The sequence below is a fragment of the Candidatus Delongbacteria bacterium genome, assembly GCA_041675285.1.
In the GTDB taxonomy this organism is placed as follows: Bacteria; CAIWAD01; CAIWAD01; order CAIWAD01; family CAIWAD01; genus CAIWAD01.
This window is the reverse complement of the sequence record JBAYTZ010000001.1, coordinates 32373-49594: the sequence shown is the minus strand read 5'-3', so window position 1 is coordinate 49594 and position 17222 is coordinate 32373. Positions and strand designations below refer to the sequence as shown.

Here is a 17222-nt window from a genome sequence, read left to right as displayed (position 1 = left end):
GTAGCGCCGGATAGATAGCGTAGCCACGCCCGAGAGTCAAGCCCGAAATGGCTGTCCGGAGAACGAGTGGCCGGGCGCCGGGTCCGCGCAGGCGGGCCGCGCCGGGTCCGACGAGACGCTCAGGCCCCTGCCGGAGCGGCCGGACCCAGTTGCACCGTGATGCGGCGGATCTCCCGCGCCCGGATCCGCCGGACCACCTCCCCGCGCAGCACGCCGCCCGGGATGCGCTGGACGATTCCCGCGCGGTCCAGCAGTTCGAAGGCCACCGGCCCCACCGCGCCTTCGCCCCAGGTGGAGGCCAGGGCGGGGTTGAGGTAGGTGACCAGGATCTCGCCCAGGAAGTGGAAGCTGAAGCTGTGGGCGGGCAGCTCCCAATCCGTTCCGTCCTCCGCCAGCCCGCCCTCGTAGCGGCAGGGGGCCAGGGTGAAGAGATCGGCGTCCAGCGCGGGCTCCAGCCACAGCTCCAGTTCGCCGTCCGGGCCCACGCGGAAGGGCGCCGGCCCCACCGTCAGCAGCAGCAGGATGTGGATGAACTCCGCCGTGGCCCCGCTCAGGCGCGCGACGAAGCCGGTCCCGTGCAGGCCGGGATCGGGGTTCGCGCTGCTGACCAGGAAGGAGGAGTTCTCCAGGATGCTGCGGCCGTAGGTCGCCGGATCCAGGAAGGGCACGGCCACCCGGCGGAAGTGGCGCTGGAAATCCGCGAACAGCCCGTTGCGCAGCAGCTCCAGCAGGTACTTGTATTCCATGTGCAGCCAGATCGACTCGTTCTCGAACCAGCCCGGCTGGAACACGCGGGCCCGCCCGATCTCCAGGGGTTGGCCGGCCAGGGACTCGTTGACCTTGAACATGCCCAGCGCGCGGTCGTAGAGGCCGCTGGCCTCGATGCGGGTCGCCAGTTCCTGGGCCGCCTCCCGGCCGGGTCGGCAGCGCAGGTAGTGCACCGGCCCCTCCAGGAAGAGCGGCAGGGCGTGCTGGCGAAAAGCCAGCGCCCGGAAGGTGGGCAGGCCGCGCGGGCTGCGGGCCGGCGCCGCGCCCGGGTCCACGGGCACGGGAACGTGTTCGAGGACTTCGTGGGTGAAGTAGCTGAGCGGGATCCCCTGCGCGCTCCAGGCCTGGGCGATGCCTGCGTCCAGCTTGGCCAGGGCGGCGCGCAGAAAGGCCCGCAGGCGCGGGAGGCCCAGCGCCGTCTCGCCCCCGGCCACCCCGTGCCGGGTCCGCCCGCGGTAGCGCTCCTTGGCCGCCGAGGCCCGGTCCCAGAATTCGAAGGGCGGCAGCGGCCGGGCCAGCAGGCCCTCCAGCTCCGCCAGGAACTCCGCCAACTCGTCGAAGAGCCGCAGCCCGCCCTCCGCCGGCTCCCCGTCCAGGGCGTCCAGCAGGAACTGGGCGTGGCGCTTGAGCTCCAGGGTCTCGTTGAGGCTGGAGCCCAGCAGGCCGGGCAGGCCGTTGAGCGCGTCGTACCAGTCGGGCTTGCCGGCCTCCAGCTCGACGCCCACGCCCGCCGGGTCCAGGCTGGCCAGCCGGTTGAGCAGCAGGCAGAGCAGCTTGGCCGCCAGCGTGCTGCGGTAGATCGCCCCCGCGCCGTGCGCCGTGCGCGCGAGCTGCGGCGCGGGGCCGCGCCGCCGGATGCGCTCAGCGTGCTCCTCGTCCAGGGCCACGGCGTCCAGCTGGCGGGGCAGGCCGTCCCGCAGCACGTAGCGCTCGTCCCGCGGCAGGACGTGGTGCGGGTTGTCGAACCAACTGAAGGTCGGGCTCTCGAACAGGATGGCCCGGCGCCGCTCCGGGAAGACGGCCAGGAAGTTCTCCAGCAGATCCAGCGCGTAGGTCCAGTGGTCGGTCCAGAAGCCCTCGCCGTGTTCGGCCTCCGGGCGGGACTCGCAGAGGCCCAGCAGGTCGCCCAGGAAGGCGTCGCTGCGGCCGCGCGGGGCGCAGCCCAGGCCGTCCAGGCGCTCCAAGAGCTCGCCGGGGCTGAAGGGCCCCGCCAGGCAGGCGCGCGCGCGCTCCACGTGCTCCGGCCCCAGGTGCGCGGCCAACACCTCCGCCAGGCCCGCGCCGTCGGTCACCTCGTAACGCAGGCCCTTGACGATCAGCGGATTGTAGCCGTCCAGCTGGATCAGGTCATAGAACTGCCGCAGGTTGCCGTCGCCCAGCGCGGGGTTGAAGAACAGCTCGCAGCGCCGGTTCTGGTTGACGTCGCGGTAGTTGCCGTTGCCCTGGGCGTAGCGCGTCGGCGCCAGCTGGAAGTCGTTGTAGTCGCGCTCCAGGTCGCCGTGCTTGCGCGAAAAGAGGTGCAGGGTGGTGGAAGAGCGCGTCCCGGTCAGGGTCCGCGGAAAGCCGCCGCGCAGCGTGTTGTCCAGGAAGTTCTGGCGCGCGTAGTGGTCCAGCGCGGGCTCGCGGCTGCACAGGAAGCTGGGCCGGGTCAGCCCGGCGATGAGGGCGAGGTTCTCCCGGGCCTTCTGCTCCACGTAGCCGCGCGCCGTGACGCGCGGCAGCAGGGCGTTCAGGGCCGCCACGGACGCGCTGTGCCCGATGAGCGAGATGTAGCTCCAGTCCGCGCCGGCGGCCAGGGTCGGCCGCAGGTGGCCCATGGCGCAGGGCAGCCGGTTGCCCGTCACCTGGTCGCGGGTCAGCTCCTGCCCGGCCCGGGCCAGGAAGCCCTCCGGCACCAGGTAGTCCGTGCGGGTGCCGAAGACCCGCCGCGGGTCCACCACGGGCGGCACCAGGCGCGGGCCGTCCGGACCGTCCGCGAAGCCCAGATAGAAGTTGCCGCGCTCGATGGGCCGGGCGTCGGGGCGGTCCGCCGGTTCGACGCTGGCCCGGAAGAAAGGCGCGTCCCGCTCCAGGTTGTCCACCACCACGAAGGCCTCGATGGTCCGGCGCATGTGCTTCAGGCTGTCGTTGTCCACGCCGTAGGGAATGATCAGCGGCAAGCCGTCGAGGAGCTCCAGCGTCACCGGCTCCGGGCGCCGGTTGCGCACGCGCAGCACGCGCACCAGTCCGGCGTAGCTCTCGCCGGGGAGCTGGAAGTACTCCACCGTGAAGTCCAGGCCCAGCGCCGGATTCTCCTCCTCCAGGCTCAGCCCGCCGGGCTCGATGAGCAGGCGCTGGCGGCAGCCCGCCTCCGTCCCGGCCGCTGGTGGTTGGAAGGGTTCGTGGAACCCCTCCGGCAGGCGGACAAAGGTTCGGAAGCCCTGGGTGGAGACCAGCTGGTAGGCCCAGGTGGCCGGCAGGTACTCGAGGATCGGGTGCTGCTTGTCCTGGACGCCCATGCTGCAGACGCACTGGCCGCGGTTCACGTAGAACAGCCAGAGCGGGATGCCGTCCTCCCCCGCGACGCCGGGGAAGAAGCTCGAGAAGGGCTTCCGGGCGTTGTACCCGTGGATGATGGCGGTGCCGGAGGCGCTCAGCTCGTACGGTGTGGAGGGGTCCGGGGCCACGGCGTCGTCCTTCCCTTCGCGGTTGCCGTCCTGTCCGAAGGACGGCAGCCGGCGACGCGTGGCCGCCGGCTGCCGACTGTTCCGGGGGGGGCTGACTTACTTGATCAGGAGCAGGCGCCGGCTGTCCACGGGGACTCCGTCCACCGTCAACCGGCTCAGGTAGACGCCGGAGGCCACGGCCATGCCGCGCCCGTCCCGGCCGTCCCACTCCAGCTGCTGCGCGCCGGCCGGACGCGGGGCGTCCAGCAGGCTGCGGATCCGCCGGCCCTGCAGATCGTACACGTCCAGGTTGACGTGGCCGGCCGCGGCCAGCGTGAAGCGCAGGGAGGAGGAGGGGTTGAAGGGATTGGGCACGTTGGGCTGCAGCACGTGGGCGGCGGGCCGCACGGCCGGACCGTCCACGGCCACGTCGTTATTGTGGAAATAGACGTTGTCCACGTACACGCTGTTGGGGTCGCTGGTGAGCACCAGCTGGGCCAGGTGGCCGGTGGTCACCAGGCCGGTGAAGTCCGCCAGCGGCAGGTCGAAACTCACCCAGGCGTCGCTTACCAGCGCCGGCGTGCTGGCGGCCGTGAAGGTCAGTTCGTGCTCCACGTCGTCCCCGCCGCCGTTCCAGACGCCGTTGGCGCCGAAGTCCACCAGCTTGATGGAGAACTCCGCCGGGGCCGCGGTGGGATCATGGGTCCAGATGTCCATGTGGAAGTGGGTCATCTCCGTGGCGTCGATGGTCGGCGCGGTGAACTCGATGCCGGCGTAGGTCAGGTTGGTGTAGAGCTTCGCGTCGTTGCCCTGGATCTGGACATTGGAGACTTCCGCCTGGTCCCAGGCCGCCGACCAGGTGTTCACGGTGACATTGCTGTAGGCGTTGCTGAACAGCGAGATGACGCCGCTGGCGGCGTGGAGGGGCGTGGGCGCGGGCTGCTCCGGGCCGGCCGGGATCAGGCGCTCCGAGAAGGTGATGTTGTCGAAGTACACCACGCGGTCCGCGTCGCGGCCGCCCATGTCGTAGTCGGGGAAAATGATGATCTGGTCGATGTTGGTGGAGGGGGGATTGCCGATGCGCGGCGAGAAGTCGAAGGTCAGCTCCTCCCACTGGTTGATCAGGGTGTTGGCCTGCAGCAGCTCGACTTCGGCCGCACCCGAGGCCGTGGCGAACTTGATGCCCACGTTGCTGATGACGGATTTGTAGACGAGAATCCGCACCGTGCAGTTGGACTCGCTGAGGCTGAAGGTGCCGATGTCGGAGCCGTGCAGGCTCTCGCAGCCGGCCCAGGGCTGGCCGGCCTGGAGAGCCGTGAAGCGGGCCACGGTGGCCGACGGGTTGAGGCCGCCCACGGCCGGGTTGGCGACCAGCTGGACCGGCGGGTTGGTGGCGTTTTCGAACACCGTCCAGGTCCAGGTGGCGCCGACGCCCCCCGGCTCGAAGGTGACGGGCGCGTTCTGCGCCAGGGTCAGGGCGGGCAGCGCCAGCAGAGCGGCGCAGACCAGCAGTTGGAACATCCTCTTCATCGTCCTTCCTCCCTCTCTCGTTCGTGTGGCCTGCCCCCGCGCCGCCGCGGGCCGGCAGGACGGATCAGTCTGTCTGCGCTTCCGCGCCCGGCCCGGCCCCGCTCCCCGCCTCCGCCTGCAGGTAGGCGCGGAAGGAGGGTTTGGGCGTGCGGTCCTCGTGGAAGACGCCCCAGTGCTTCTCCACGTCGCGGGGGTCCGCCTGTTCGCCGCCGCCCTTCCAGGGCTCGTCGAAGGCCTCGAACCAGAACGTGGGCACGCGGGTGCGTTCGACCCAGTCGTGAAGCCCGCGCAGGAATTCGCCCTGCGCGGCCAGGCTGGCCCCGCCGCGCATCAGCGTGCCCTGCTCGCCGGGCCCCAGGCGCTCCGGGTTGTGCTCCGTGGCCCAGCCCGTCTCGCCCAGCACCAGCGGCCGGCCGGGATGGAGCGCGCGCACGGTCGCCAGGGTCCGGTCCAGCCACTCCAGGCTGCCCGCCGGGGTCTGGCCGTTCCAGAGCGGATGGGCGTGGGTGGTCAGGAAGTCCAGCTCCCCGGCCACGACCTGGCTGGCGGGCTTGTTCCAGAAGTTGTAGTCGTCCGCCGTGGTCACCGGCACCGCCACCTGGGCCCGCAGCACGCGGAGGTAGCGGATCAGCAGCTCCGGCGGCAGCCGGTGCGCCGACCAGTCCACCTGGGTCTCGTTGCCCACGCTGACCGCCAGCACCAGTTCGGGAAAGGCGCGGGTCAGCTCGATGCCGCGCAGGAGGTTGGCGCGGTTGGCCCGGGCGCTGGCCGGCCGGCCGTCCTCGCCCTCCAGCCAGACGCCCAGCAGGACGCGCAGCGGCAGCCCGTGCGCGCGGATCAGCTCGAGCACGCGCCGGGTGTCGTCGTCCGCATTGTAGACCCGCAGCAGGTTCCAGTGCCCGGCCAGGATCCGCAGATCCTCCAGCAGCTCGGCCTCACGGGGACTGGGGCCGCCCGGGGCCTGGCCGCGCCGGTACCAGCCGTAGGCCACGGCGTGCCCGATCCAGCGACCCTCCAGCACCGGCTCGAAGGGGCGGATGACGAAGGGTTCTTCCCGCGGGCCGTCCGTTCCGCTCTCCAGCCAAGCGGCGATGGCCGGCAGCGGGGCGCCGGGGGCGGGCGCGGCCTGCGCGGCGCGGGGTCCGCTCGCGACGGTCAGCCCGCCCATCAGGACCAGCGCCAGGACCTGCGCCAGCAGCCGCGCGAGGCGCGCAGGGCGCCGCTGGAATGCGGTCGGCCGGCAAGGCTGGAGCGGGGATCCGGACACGGGGGCCTCCCTCGGGACTTTGTTCGTGGCTCGAACTAAGTAGCCGTTTGAGGGGGGACATGTCAAGGAAAATGGTGGGGACCTGCCGGTTCAGGGCAGCAGCAGCAGGCGCTGGACCTCCAGCCACGGCCCCTGGCTGAGCCGGCAGAAGTAGAGGCCCCCGGCCACCACGACGCCGGCCTCGTTCCGTCCGTCCCAGCGGGCCACGTGCTCGCCCGCCGGACGCGCGCCGCGGACCAGGGTCCGCACCCGGGCGCCGCGCAGATCGAAGATGGCCAGTTCCACCTCCCCCGCCAGGTCCAGCGAGAAGCGCAGGGCGGCCGCGGGATTGCCGGGATTGGGCACCGGCGGATGGAGGCGGATGGGCGCGGCACGGTGCTGAGACGCGGGCGGCGCCTGGGGTGCGGGCAGGTCCGTGGAGCCCTCGGCGGGCGTGAAGGTGAAGGCGGCGAGGATAACCTCCTGCTCCGTGGCGGGCAGTCCGCCGGCCTGCCAGAGGTTGAGGTGCACGCGGGGCTGCTCCGGGCGCGGGATGTGCGGACCCGTGTAGGTCCACTGGTGCAGCAGGGTCTCCGGCGCCTCGGCGCCCGGTCCGCCGCGCCAGCTGCGGCACTCCACCCGGTCGGGCAGCCAGCGGAAGGCGTGGCTGGCGCTCTCCTCCGCGCCGAAGGCCGCGTCGAAACGATCGAGGTTGCCCGCCCAGTCCCAGGGCTGGGCCACGAACTGCCCGATTCCGTTGGCCGGGTTGCCCCAGCGGCTGAACTCGATGTCGAACTCGTTGTAGGGATTCCACCACAGGCTGGCGCCGTCGGTACACGGCCCGTACTCCCAGAGGAAGAGCCCGAACACGGCGCGCAGGTCCAGCTGATCCAGCGCCCCCACGGTGGTGAAGACGTAGTCGCCGTAGCCCAGGCTGTCCTCCAGGGCCACCTCGCTGCTGCGCCAGGCCGCGTCCAGCAGGCGGATGCCCAGGTGGAGCCGGCCCTGGTCGTCCACGCGGACGCACTCCGGACTGTCGCTGAAATGATTCGGGCCGGGGCCGTACCAGCCCGGACCCTTGACGCGCCAACTGCGGCCCGCGAACTCCACGCGCCGCCCACCGGGGAAGTCCGCCCACTGCAGTTCGTCCAGCCCGGGCAGTCTCGCGTCCCGGAAGGTGAGCTGGTCGAAACGGACCGCAGGCGCCGGCTCCGCCGGGTCCTGCCACAGGCCCAGCACCAGGCGCGCCGTCGTGGTGCCCGCCGGGGCCGGCGGGCTTAGCAGGTGGAAACCCAGGTCCACGTCCAGGGCAGACGCGCTGTCGGCGACGGCGACGGACGCGCTGTCGAGCAGCCCGCCATTCGCCCCGCGCCACTCCACGCTGACCCGGGCGAGGCAGGCGCCCGTCAGCCGCTCCGTGGCGGAGTGGGCCACGTGACCCGTCACGTCCCAGCGCTGTCCCGGGGCGGCGTCCAGGTCCTGCCACAGTCCCGCCAGGCTCCCGCCGCCCGCCCCGCGGATCCGCGCCGCCAGCTGGCCGTGCACGGCCCGGGCGCTGGAGTCCACCGGGCCGAAGGCCGTCCACCCGCCGAAGGGCTGACCCGCCGCGCTGAAAATCTCGAAACTGGGATTGGCCAACTGACACCCGCCCAGGGCCCGGCCGGGCCATCCGCTCCCGAGGCCCAGGGCCAAGAGCAGCAGGAGTCGCATGTTCATTCCAGCCTCCCCGTTTCGGCGGACACCGCGCGCCCTGCCGGCCATCGGCCGAGCGTTGGAGCGGGAAGTACGCACTCCGCGGCGACGCCACCCGTCCCGCACCCTCAGGGTCGGACGGTCACCACGCCGCGCAGGCGCCCATTTTTGCACACTCTGTTCAGTTATCAGATTAACAGGTAGAGAACTTAGGGGCGTATAACTCTCGATCTGGCTACCTGTTAACCACTTCCTATCATCCCCGTAGCGCACGTCAAGTGGCATGATTCCTGCCTCCTGAGGGGGATCGCGACACAGACATCAGCCAGCCACAACCAGCACAGCACCATGGCCGCCCGCTCCCGGTCTCACCACCGCCGGGTCGTGCGCGCGCCATGCAAACAGGAGAGTCCCCATGAACTGCTTCGGAGTCCGACTGGCCAGCCTGAGCCTGGCCCTGAGCGCGGCGTTCGCCGCCGACGTGCCCGGCGTAAGTTCCGGTGAGCCCGTGCCGGCCAACCGCGACCTCAACCAATTCGTCACCACGGAGGTGGGCCTGATCACGCTCTCGGCCGACGGCCTGGGCATGATGGGCAGCAGCGGCCTGCTCCAGGTGGAGAAGCCCAGCGCCGGCGCCACGGTGCGCGTGGCCTATCTGGCGGCGGCCAGCACGGGCTTCACGGGTTACGTCATCCCCAACGGCGACATCCTGCTGGCCGGCACGCCGGTCACCTGGACGTCCTCGGCTCCCAATGGCATCGCGTCCTACAACCACCTGGCCAACGTGACCGCCATCGTCGCGCCGCTGCTGGGCGCCGCCGGCCCGGGCATCACCGACGTGCCGGTCACGGAGCTGCACAGCGCCAGCGTGGACGGCACGGCGCTCTACGTGATCTTCGACGATCCGGCCACCACCTCGACCCACACGGCCGTGCTGGCCTTCGGCGCGCAGGCCACCACCGGGGACAACTTCTCCATCGGCTTCGGCCAGCCGGTCTTCCCCGACGCCAACACGGCGGTGGAATTCGGCCTGGCCATCAGCTACGGCTACGCGCGCGGAACCTGCCAGACCAGCTACGTGGACGTCAACGGCGTGCGCCTGACCTCCAGCGCCGGCGGCAACGACGAGGGCGAGAATCAGAACGGCGCCCTGATCAGCGTGGGCGGCGTGGGCGACAGCCGGACGAATCCCGCGCTCCCCCTGTTCAACGACCCCTGCTCCTACACCGACTACACGAACTACGACGACGAGCTCTACGACATCGCGGGCTTCATCGGCGCCGGCAACACCAGCATGAGCGTGCACACCTACAACCCCTCCGCCGACGACAACCTGTTCGCCGCGCACCTGCTGCTGGACTTCGCCGCCGTGGTGGGCGAGGGCGCCGTGCTGACGCCCTCCACCTCCGCCGGCTGCGTGGGCGACCCGCACAGCGTGACCCTCACCCTGCAGGACAGCAATGGCAATCCGCTGGCCAACTACTCGACCAGCATCGAGGTCCTGAGCGGGCCCAACGCGGGCACCACGGCCAGCGGCCTGAGCAACGCCCTGGGCCAGTTCAGCGCCAGCTGGACCAGTCTGACGGCCGGCAGCGACGTGATCCGCGGCTCCTTCCTCAACAACAGCGGCGTCCTGCAGGTCTCGAACCTCGCGACCCAGGTCTGGCAGGATTGCCAGGCGGCGGAGAGCGGCGTGCTCAGCCCCGCCACGGCGACCCTCTGCCAGGGTCTGCCCCACACGGTGACGCTGACGCTGCAGGACGCTGGCGGCAACCCGCTGGTCAACTATCCGGCCGGCATCCTCATCCTCAGCGGGCCCAACGTCGGCCAGACGGCCAGCGGCTTCAGCAATGCCGCCGGTCAGTTCTCTCTGACCTACACCAGCACGCTGACGGGCGTGGACCAGCTGCGCGGCTCCTTCACCAACAGCAGCGGCCTGCTGGAGTACACGAACTTGGCCCAGGTGGAGTGGCAGCAGTGCACGGTGACCGAGATCGCGACCTTGAGCCCCGCCACGGCCACCACCTGCCTGGGCGATCCCTACACGGTGACCCTGACCATGGAAGACGACAACGGCAACCTGCTGCCCAACTACGCGGTGACGCTGGAGGTGGTCAGCGGCCCGCACGCCGGCCTGACGGCCAGCGGCAACACGGACGCCAACGGCGAGTTCCCCCTGACCTTCACCAGCAGTGTGCCGGGCGTCGACACGGTGCTCGGTTCCTTCATCAACAGCAGCGGCACCCTGGATAATTCCAACAGCGCGGTGAACACGTGGCAGGGCTGCAACACGGGCGGCTGGGGCGAGGTGACGCCCGTCTTCTCCAGCGGCTGTCTGGGGGACGAATTCACGGCGACGGTGACCCTGCGGGGCGGCAACGGCTTCCCCATCGTCAACGAACCCGTGCTCCTGGAGGTCTTCGAGGGTCCGAACACGGGCGTCGCCGCCAACGGCACCACCGATGAGAACGGCCAGTTCTTCCTGACCTACACCAGCAGCCAAGTGGGCAACGACAAGCTGCGCGGCCTCTTCCTGGACGAGTTCGATGAAGAACGGCAAACCAACGAGGCCGAGCGGGAGTGGCTGGACTGCAGCATCGGGAGCCCGCTGCTGGTGATCGAGAATCCCAGTGCCTGCAACCTGCTGCTCACCTGGGACCCCGTGCCCGGCGCGACGGCCTACCAGCTGTGGTCCAGCACCGGACTGGGCCAGCCCTGGATCTTGGAGACCACCACGGGGAACCCCTTCCACGCCCTGGGCTGCATCGATGGTCTGCCCACGAAGCTCTACCGCCTGGTGGCCGTGGCCAACTAGCGATCCGGCGGGTCACTCCGTTCCATCCGATCCCCCGCTGGCCACCGCCGGCGGGGGATTTTTCATGGCCTCAAGGCTGGACCGTCACCACGCCGCGCAGGCGCAGATCCTGGGAGGAGGCGCCCAGGTAGACGCGGGTCCGGCCGGGCTCCTGGACGGGGCGCAGCTGCGCGTCCAGCAGGCTCAGCGCCGCGGCGGGCAGCTGGAACTCCACTTCACGGGATTCGCCCGGCTCCAGGTGGACACGGCGGAAGGCCGCCAGCTCCAGGACCGGGCGGGCCACGCTGGCCAGTTCGTCGCGCAGGTAGAGCTGGACCACCTCGTCCCCCGCCCGGCGGCCCGTGTTGGTCAGCGTGCAGCGCACGGGGACGGGCTCGCCCAGCCGCACGCTCGCCGGCAGCCGCAAGTCGCTGTAGCGGAACCCCGTGTAGCTCAGGCCGTGGCCGAAAGGAAAGCGCGGCTGGCCCGTCAGGTCCGCGTAGTCGTCGCCCCGGCCGGTGGGTTTGTGGCGATAGCCCAGCGGCACCTGGCCCTCAGCCACGGGAAAGCTGAGGGGCAGGCGCCCGGCCGGGCTCAGGTCGCCGAACAGCGCGCGGGCCACGGCGTGGCCGCCCTCCTCCCCCGGGTACCAGGCGCAGAGCACGGCCCCCGCCGCCTCCAGCCAGTCCTCCATGACGACGGGAGCGCCGCCCACCAGCACCACCGTGACGGGCGTGCCCGTGTCGGCCACGCGGCGGATCAGCTCCGCCTGGCGGCCGGGCAGGGCCAGCGAGGCGCGGTCGCGGAATTCCCCCTCCTCCAGGCCCACCACCACCACGGCGGCGTCGCAGCTGCGGGCCAGTTCCTCGGCCGCGCGCAGGCCGGGCTCCTCGTCCGGCGCCGCGCCCAGGCTCCAGACCAGGCGCAGCCGCGCCGGCCCCGCCGGAACCCGGCACTCCAGCCGGAGGCGCCGCGCCTGTCCCGCCCTTAGCTCCACGGCGGCCAGCCGCGTGCGGTGGGAGAGCGGCGCTCCGCTGTCCAGCAGCAGGGAATCGTCCAGGAAGAGGCGCCAGCCGTCGTTGCCCTCCACGCCCAGTTCCACGCGGCCACCGGCCGGCGGGGTCAGCCAGCCCGTCCAGCGCACGGAGTAGAACCCGTCGCCCAGCCGCGCGGGGTCGGGGGAGAACAGCGTCCACTGGGCATCCACGACCGCGTCCTGGCGCGTGAAGGCCGGCGTGCCCGCCGGCTCCAGGCCGGTGAAGTACTCGCCCTTAAGGCCCGGCGTCTCACCAGGCCCGGCGCCGCTGCTCAACGCTGCGGCGGGCACGGTGGGCAGCGGCGGGGACAGGCGCGCGCAGCCGGGCGCGTGCCGGACCTCCACGTCGTTCCCGGCGCGCTCGCGCAGCCCGGCCAGGATGGAGACGGCCCGGTTGGACGTGGCGCTGTAGCCGCCCAGCCGCGCGGCGTCCGCGTCGGGGCCCAGCACGGCCAGCCGGCGCAGGCCGGCGGGCAGCGGCAGCGTGCCGCGCTCGTTCTGCAGGAGGACCAGGGACTCCTCCGCCGCGCGGCGGGCCAAGCGGCGGCTCGACTCGGCGCCCAGCGGAAGTCCAGTCTCTGCCGCTGGCAGCGGCTCGTCGAACAATCCCAACTGGAACTTGGCGCGCAGCACGCGGGCCACGGCGGAGTCGATCACGGCGGAGGGAATCCGGCCGTCCAGGAAGGGCGGCAGGAAGAGGGCCTCGTGCTCGATGGAGGTCTGGAAGATCACGTCCAGCCCGGAGTTCAGAGCCCGGGCCGCGGCCTCGCCGTAGTCGGCGGCGGTGAAGTGCAGGACGTTGGCGCCGCCCACGGCGCCGGCGTCGGAGATCACGAAGCCCCTGAATCCCCACTCCGCTTTGAGCACGTCGTTCTGCAGCCAGTCCTGGGCCGAGCAGGGCGAGCCGTCCAGCGAATTGTAGGAGGTCATCAGCGAGCGGGCCCCGCCCGCTTGCAGGCAGGCCTGGAAGGGCGGGAAGTGCGTCTCGCGCAGGCGCCGTTCGCTCTCCTCGACGGGGTAGCTGTCGCGGCCGCCCTCGCCCACGTTGGCCACGAAGTGCTTGGGCGTGGCGATCACGCCCCGCTCCTCGCAGGCCCGCACGAAGACCGCCCCCATGGCCGAGCTTAGGACGGGATCCTCGCCGTAGCTCTCCTCCGTGCGGCCCCAGCGGCCGTCCGTGGCGAGGTTCACCACCGGGGAGAGCAGCTGGCGCACGCCCACGGCGCGACTCTCGCCGGCGATCACCTCCGCCACCTGGCGCACGAGCGCGCTGTCGAAACTGGCGGCCAGCCCGATGGCCTGGGGAAAGACCGTGGCCTCGCGCTGCACCAGCCCGTGCAGGCCCTCGGCGAACAGGATGGCCGGGATGCCCAGCCGCGTGTGCTCGCGCAGGTGCCGCTGCAGGGCGTCGCCGCGCCGCCGGGCCTCGGCGGGCTCCTGCTCCGCGAGCTGCAGGCCGAACACGCCGTCGCGGAAGCGGGCCGGATCACCGCCGTCCTCCCCGGCCAGCATGAAGAGCTGCCAGAATTTCTCCCGGGGCGTCATCCGCGCCAGCAGGTCCTGGACCCGGGTCTCCGCGGGCAGGCCCGCGTTTTGGTACGCCGGAGTCGACCCGCCCGCCGCCGACTGGGGCGACAGCAGAAGCCAAGCGCCCGCCAGCCAGCCCGCCACGCACGCCGCCCGGCGTCGGGCGGACTTAGAACACGCGCAGTTCATCACAGAACACCCATGCCTTGCCGCCCGCGCCCTTGTGCCAGGGCGGGCAGATCTTCCAGTTCTCGGCCTTCAACTTGACGTAGCGCGCCGGCCGGGGGTCGAAGCTCGCCTGGAAGCTCTCCCGGGCGGCGCCCGCGTGGGTGGGGGCCAGACTCGGGGTCAGGCGCGCCACCGGCTGGAAGTCCACGCCGTCCAGGGAGAGCAGGAACTCCACCTGGCGCGGCAGGAAGACCCACGAGGCGATGTCCTGCAGGCAGGCCGTCTCCAGCCGTGTGACATCCAGCACCCGGCCCAGGTCCACCACGGCCTCCAGATCCTCGCCCTCGAAGCCCAGCCAGTGCATGCGATAGTCGTTCCAGCCGCTCAGGCCGTCGGTCAAGGCCGCGGCCTCGCCCTGGTGGTAGGCAGGACTGGCCGGGCGCGCCAGCATCACCGGGCGGCCCAGGGCCAGGTGGGGCCGGAGGCCCTCCGCCAGAAAGCGAGTGGCACGCTCCCGGTACTCGTCCGGCGGCAGGCCGTGCTCCCACAAGCGCGGGATCTCCGCCTGGCTGCAACCGGCGTGGAAGCTCTCCACCCGCTCGACGAAGCCCGGCTGGACCACCCGCCTTCCATCCGGGTCCCGCCCGAAACAGCCGCGCGGGGCGTCGGCCAGGATCAGGCCCTGCTCCAACTGCGCGTAGAGCAGCGGCAGGCGCGCCGTGCGCACCCGGATCGCCAGTTCGGAACTCCCCGCCACCGCGGCCTCCGCCTGATCGAAGAGGCGCGCGTACTCGTCGAGCCGCGGCCCGGACAGGTGGCCCGCCGCGCTGGGCAGCGGGTGGCCGAAGCAGGAGAGATCCTCGCCCGAGGCCGCCAGCGCGTCGTGCAGGCGGTCGATGTAGGCGCGGATGAAGGGCGCGGCGACGCCATAGTAGCCGGCCAGGAAGTCGTCCAGCAGGGCGTCCGGCTCCAGGTCGGGGTTCCAGAGCCACTTGGCCAGCAGGTAGGCGCGCAGTTCGGCGAATTCGCCCTTGAAGACGGGCAGTCCCTGCTCGAAGACCGCTGTGACTCCCTGATCGGCGAAGAAACGCAGGTTGGGCTGCAGCACGCGCAGGTTGGGAAAGGGGCTGACGAGGTTACGGAACTGGATCACGTAGTCCCACAGCAGGATGTTGGATGTGAGCCGGCTCCAGTCCCGCAGGTCGCGCACGAAGGTCGTGTCGCGCGGATCCGCCGCGATGGGCCGGCTGCGGTTGGACTCGATGCTGCAGAGCATGATGTTCACGTTGGGCAGCGGCCGTGTGACACGGGGCGCCGGGCGCGAGTACTGGTAGGCCAGCGTGGAGATCACTTTTTCAGGGAAGCGCGCCGCCACCTGGTTGACGAAGCGCAGCAGGCTGCCCGCGGGGGAGCCCTCCGCCTCGTCCACGGCCCGGCAGGCCGCGCACGTGCAGGGCAGGTAGGTGTCGTTCTGGGAGACGGACCAGTAGCGCGCGGCGGGCTGCTCGCGCATGCGCCGCGTCAGCTCGGCCACCACGAGCTCCAGCACGGCGGGCTGGCTCAGGCAGAGCTGTCCATCGGCCACGCGCACGCCGCGGTTCTCCGAGAAGTACTCGGGATGCGCGGCGAAGTGGCGCTCCGGCGGGATCAGCTCGTGAAAGGTGTGGACGAACAGGCCCCACTCCTCCCGGGAGCTGAGTTTGTGCCAGGCCGCGTAGGCCGGCTCCTGGAAATCCTGCAGCCGGAAGTGGAAGCGCGGCAGCTGGGTGTCGTCCAGCTCCGGCAGGACCAGCGTGGCCCGGCGCGGGATGACCTGGACCTCCGGGCTGTACATGCGGCAGCCCAGCTGGGATTCGAGCAGCGTGTAGACGGCGTGACTCAGGCCGCGTTCGCTGCCGGCGGCCAGGATCAGCCGGTCGCCGGCCGTGCGGAGGCGGAAGCCCTCCTCCCCCAGCTCCTCTCCCTGCGAGCCAATGGCCTCCGGCCCGCCCACGGCCAGCACGATGCCGCCCGCCGGCGGGGCGTCGTGGGCGACCACGGGCAGCCGGGCGCCGCTGATCCGCTCCAGGTAGATGGCCAGCGTGTCGGCCGCCGCCCGGGCCGCGGGGGTCTCCACCTGCGGCAAGTGGATCACGCACAGGGCCTGGCCGTCGCGAACCAGCTCCAGGGCCGGAGCGGGCGCGGCTGTCAGACCCAAGCCCAACCCCAGGCCCAGCCAGAACGGGCGAGTGGGTTTCATCCGCTACTCGACGCCCAGCTGAAAAGCCCAGGCGTGCCGGCAGGGCGGCGTGGCCCGGACGGACTCCGGCACGAAGACCCGGCAACCCGCACCTGCCGGCTCCCAGCGCAGGGGCTCGGCCACGCCCAGCAGCCGCACGCTCTGCCCGGGCCGGGGCGCGAAGGAGGGGATGAGCAGGCTGGCCGGCAGCCCGGGCTCCTCCGCCGAGGCCAGCAGGATGGCGTTGAGCGTGCCCGGGGCCGAGCGCGTGTAACACAGCCGGCCTTCCTTGTAGGGCGCTACGGCGCGCGTGCCGTAGATGGCCGCGCCGTTCACGTCCAGCCAGTCCCCCAGCTCGGCCAGCCGGGCCAGGGCCTCCGCCGGCCACTCGCCCTGCGGACTGGGTCCCACGTTGAGCAGCAGGTTCCCGCCCTTGGCCACGATGTCCACCAGCAGCTGGATCACCCGTTCGGCGGACTTGTGTTCGTCGTTCGGGACGAAGCTCCAGGAAGTGCCCAGCGTGATGCAACTCTCCCAGACCGTCTCCAGCGGCGCCGCCGGCACCTCCTGCTCGGGGGTGTGGTAATCCTGGTAGTCGCCCTCCACGGCGCGGTCCACGATGATCAGGCCCGGTTGCAGCGCGCGGGCCATGGCCGCGATCCCGGGCATGTCGATGTCCTGGTCGCAGGGCGCCTTGCCCCAGCGCGGGGACGTGGCGGTCATGGGCTGCACCCAGCCGCCGTCCAGCCAGAGGATGTCCATCGGGCCGTAGTCGCGCATCAGCTCTTCGATCTGGCCGCGCGTGAAGCTCTTGAAGGCCTCCCACTTCTCCGGGTAGCGCTTGATGTCGTAGTTCACGTTGCGGTCGAAGGGCGGGAAGTAGGGCCACCAGTAGTCCGGGCAGTGCCAGTCGGCCTTGGAGAAGTAGGCGCCCGTGCCCAGGCCCTCGCGGCGGAAGGCGGCGAAGACCTCCCGGGCCACGTTGGCCCGCGGATCCCGGCTGAAGGGGCAGCCCGGGTCGGTCACCTTGTAGTCCGTCAGCTGGGTGTCGAAGAGGCAGAAGCCGTCGTGGTGCTTGGTGGTGAAGACCACGTAGCGCATGCCCGCGCCCCGCGCCGCCGCCGCCCAGGCCGCCGGATCGAACTGGACGGGATTGAACGTGGACTTCAGGTCCTCGTAGGCCTGCCGGTACTCGCTGTAGCTACCGGCGTGGGGCCCGCGCCGCTTGGTCCAGTCCTCGTCCTCCGGGCAGATGCTCCAGCTCTCCACCACGCCCCACTGGCTGTAGGTGCCCCAGTGCATGAGCAGGCCGAGTTTCTGGTCCTGGAACCACTCCAGTTTTTGCTGCACGAGGGGATCCGGATGGGGTCGGACGGCCAGCGCCGACCCCGTCGGGGCCAGGCCGGCGAGCGCAAGGGCACACATGCTGAGCAGCCTCCGGGCGCGTCGAGAGCGAGTGGGGGTCATGGGAATCCTCCGTTCCGGGCGCCCCGGCAGGCCTTGGCGGTCCCAGCGGCGCCGGATGCGGGCAAGGTGGCACGCGGGCGGGGGAAATCGAAACGAGCGCGCGGGAGCGGAAGGGCGCGGGGCGGGAATCC

Annotated in this window: 8 protein-coding genes; 1 reads left to right on the top strand and 7 read right to left on the bottom strand. The window is 71.6% G+C overall.

The genetic code is table 11. The features are described from left to right. Positions 1–119 precede the first annotated feature (119 nt). From WC326_00125 to WC326_00110, 4 genes are all read right to left on the bottom strand, one after another. A complete protein-coding gene (locus tag WC326_00125; protein ID MFA7329455.1) occupies positions 120–3434 on the bottom strand; it encodes a hypothetical protein in 3315 nt (1104 codons plus the stop codon). Between the two features lie 96 nt (positions 3435–3530). Then, on the bottom strand, positions 3531–4943 hold the full coding sequence (locus tag WC326_00120; GenBank protein ID MFA7329454.1) for a FlgD immunoglobulin-like domain containing protein: 1413 nt from the start codon (positions 4941–4943) through the stop codon (positions 3531–3533). A 64-nt stretch (positions 4944–5007) separates the two neighbouring features. Then, positions 5008–6210 (bottom strand): glycosyl hydrolase family 17, encoded by a 1203-nt coding sequence (locus WC326_00115; GenBank protein ID MFA7329453.1) that lies wholly within the window; start codon positions 6208–6210, stop codon positions 5008–5010. Positions 6211–6300: 90 nt separating this feature from the next. Beyond that, a complete protein-coding gene (locus WC326_00110) occupies positions 6301–7905 on the bottom strand; it encodes a FlgD immunoglobulin-like domain containing protein (GenBank protein ID MFA7329452.1) in 1605 nt (534 codons plus the stop codon). Positions 7906–8296: 391 nt separating this feature from the next. Between WC326_00110 and WC326_00105 the strand changes: the two genes are divergently transcribed. Continuing rightward, positions 8297–10696 carry an Ig-like domain-containing protein gene (locus WC326_00105; protein MFA7329451.1) on the top strand — a complete coding sequence of 800 codons (2400 nt, stop codon included), beginning with the start codon at positions 8297–8299 and terminating at the stop codon, positions 10694–10696. A 70-nt stretch (positions 10697–10766) separates the two neighbouring features. Here the strand turns inward: WC326_00105 and WC326_00100 are convergent, their stop codons facing one another. From WC326_00100 to WC326_00090, 3 genes are read right to left on the bottom strand one after another with little or no spacing between them, the layout of a single operon-like run. Continuing rightward, entirely contained in the window at positions 10767–13382 is a 2616-nt protein-coding gene (locus tag WC326_00100; GenBank protein MFA7329450.1) for a glycoside hydrolase family 3 N-terminal domain-containing protein, read from the bottom strand. 25 nt (positions 13383–13407) lie between these two features. Beyond that, positions 13408–15645 carry a DUF4838 domain-containing protein gene (locus tag WC326_00095; GenBank protein ID MFA7329449.1) on the bottom strand — a complete coding sequence of 746 codons (2238 nt, stop codon included), beginning with the start codon at positions 15643–15645 and terminating at the stop codon, positions 13408–13410. Positions 15646–15648: 3 nt separating this feature from the next. Next, a complete protein-coding gene (locus tag WC326_00090) occupies positions 15649–17049 on the bottom strand; it encodes an alpha-L-fucosidase (protein ID MFA7329448.1) in 1401 nt (466 codons plus the stop codon). Between the last annotated feature and the right edge of the window lie 173 nt (positions 17050–17222).

Excerpts from the sequence above, each read along its gene's own strand:
- WC326_00120 (MFA7329454.1), bottom strand. The coding sequence starts at position 4,943 with ATGAAGAGGATGTTCCAACTGCTGGTCTGCGCCGCTCTGCTGGCGCTG.
- WC326_00110 (MFA7329452.1), bottom strand. The coding sequence starts at position 7,905 with ATGAACATGCGACTCCTGCTGCTCTTGGCCCTGGGCCTCGGGAGCGGA.
- WC326_00105 (MFA7329451.1), top strand. The coding sequence starts at position 8,297 with ATGAACTGCTTCGGAGTCCGACTGGCCAGCCTGAGCCTGGCCCTGAGC.
- WC326_00095 (MFA7329449.1), bottom strand. The coding sequence starts at position 15,645 with ATGAAACCCACTCGCCCGTTCTGGCTGGGCCTGGGGTTGGGCTTGGGT.
- WC326_00090 (MFA7329448.1), bottom strand. The coding sequence starts at position 17,049 with ATGTGTGCCCTTGCGCTCGCCGGCCTGGCCCCGACGGGGTCGGCGCTG.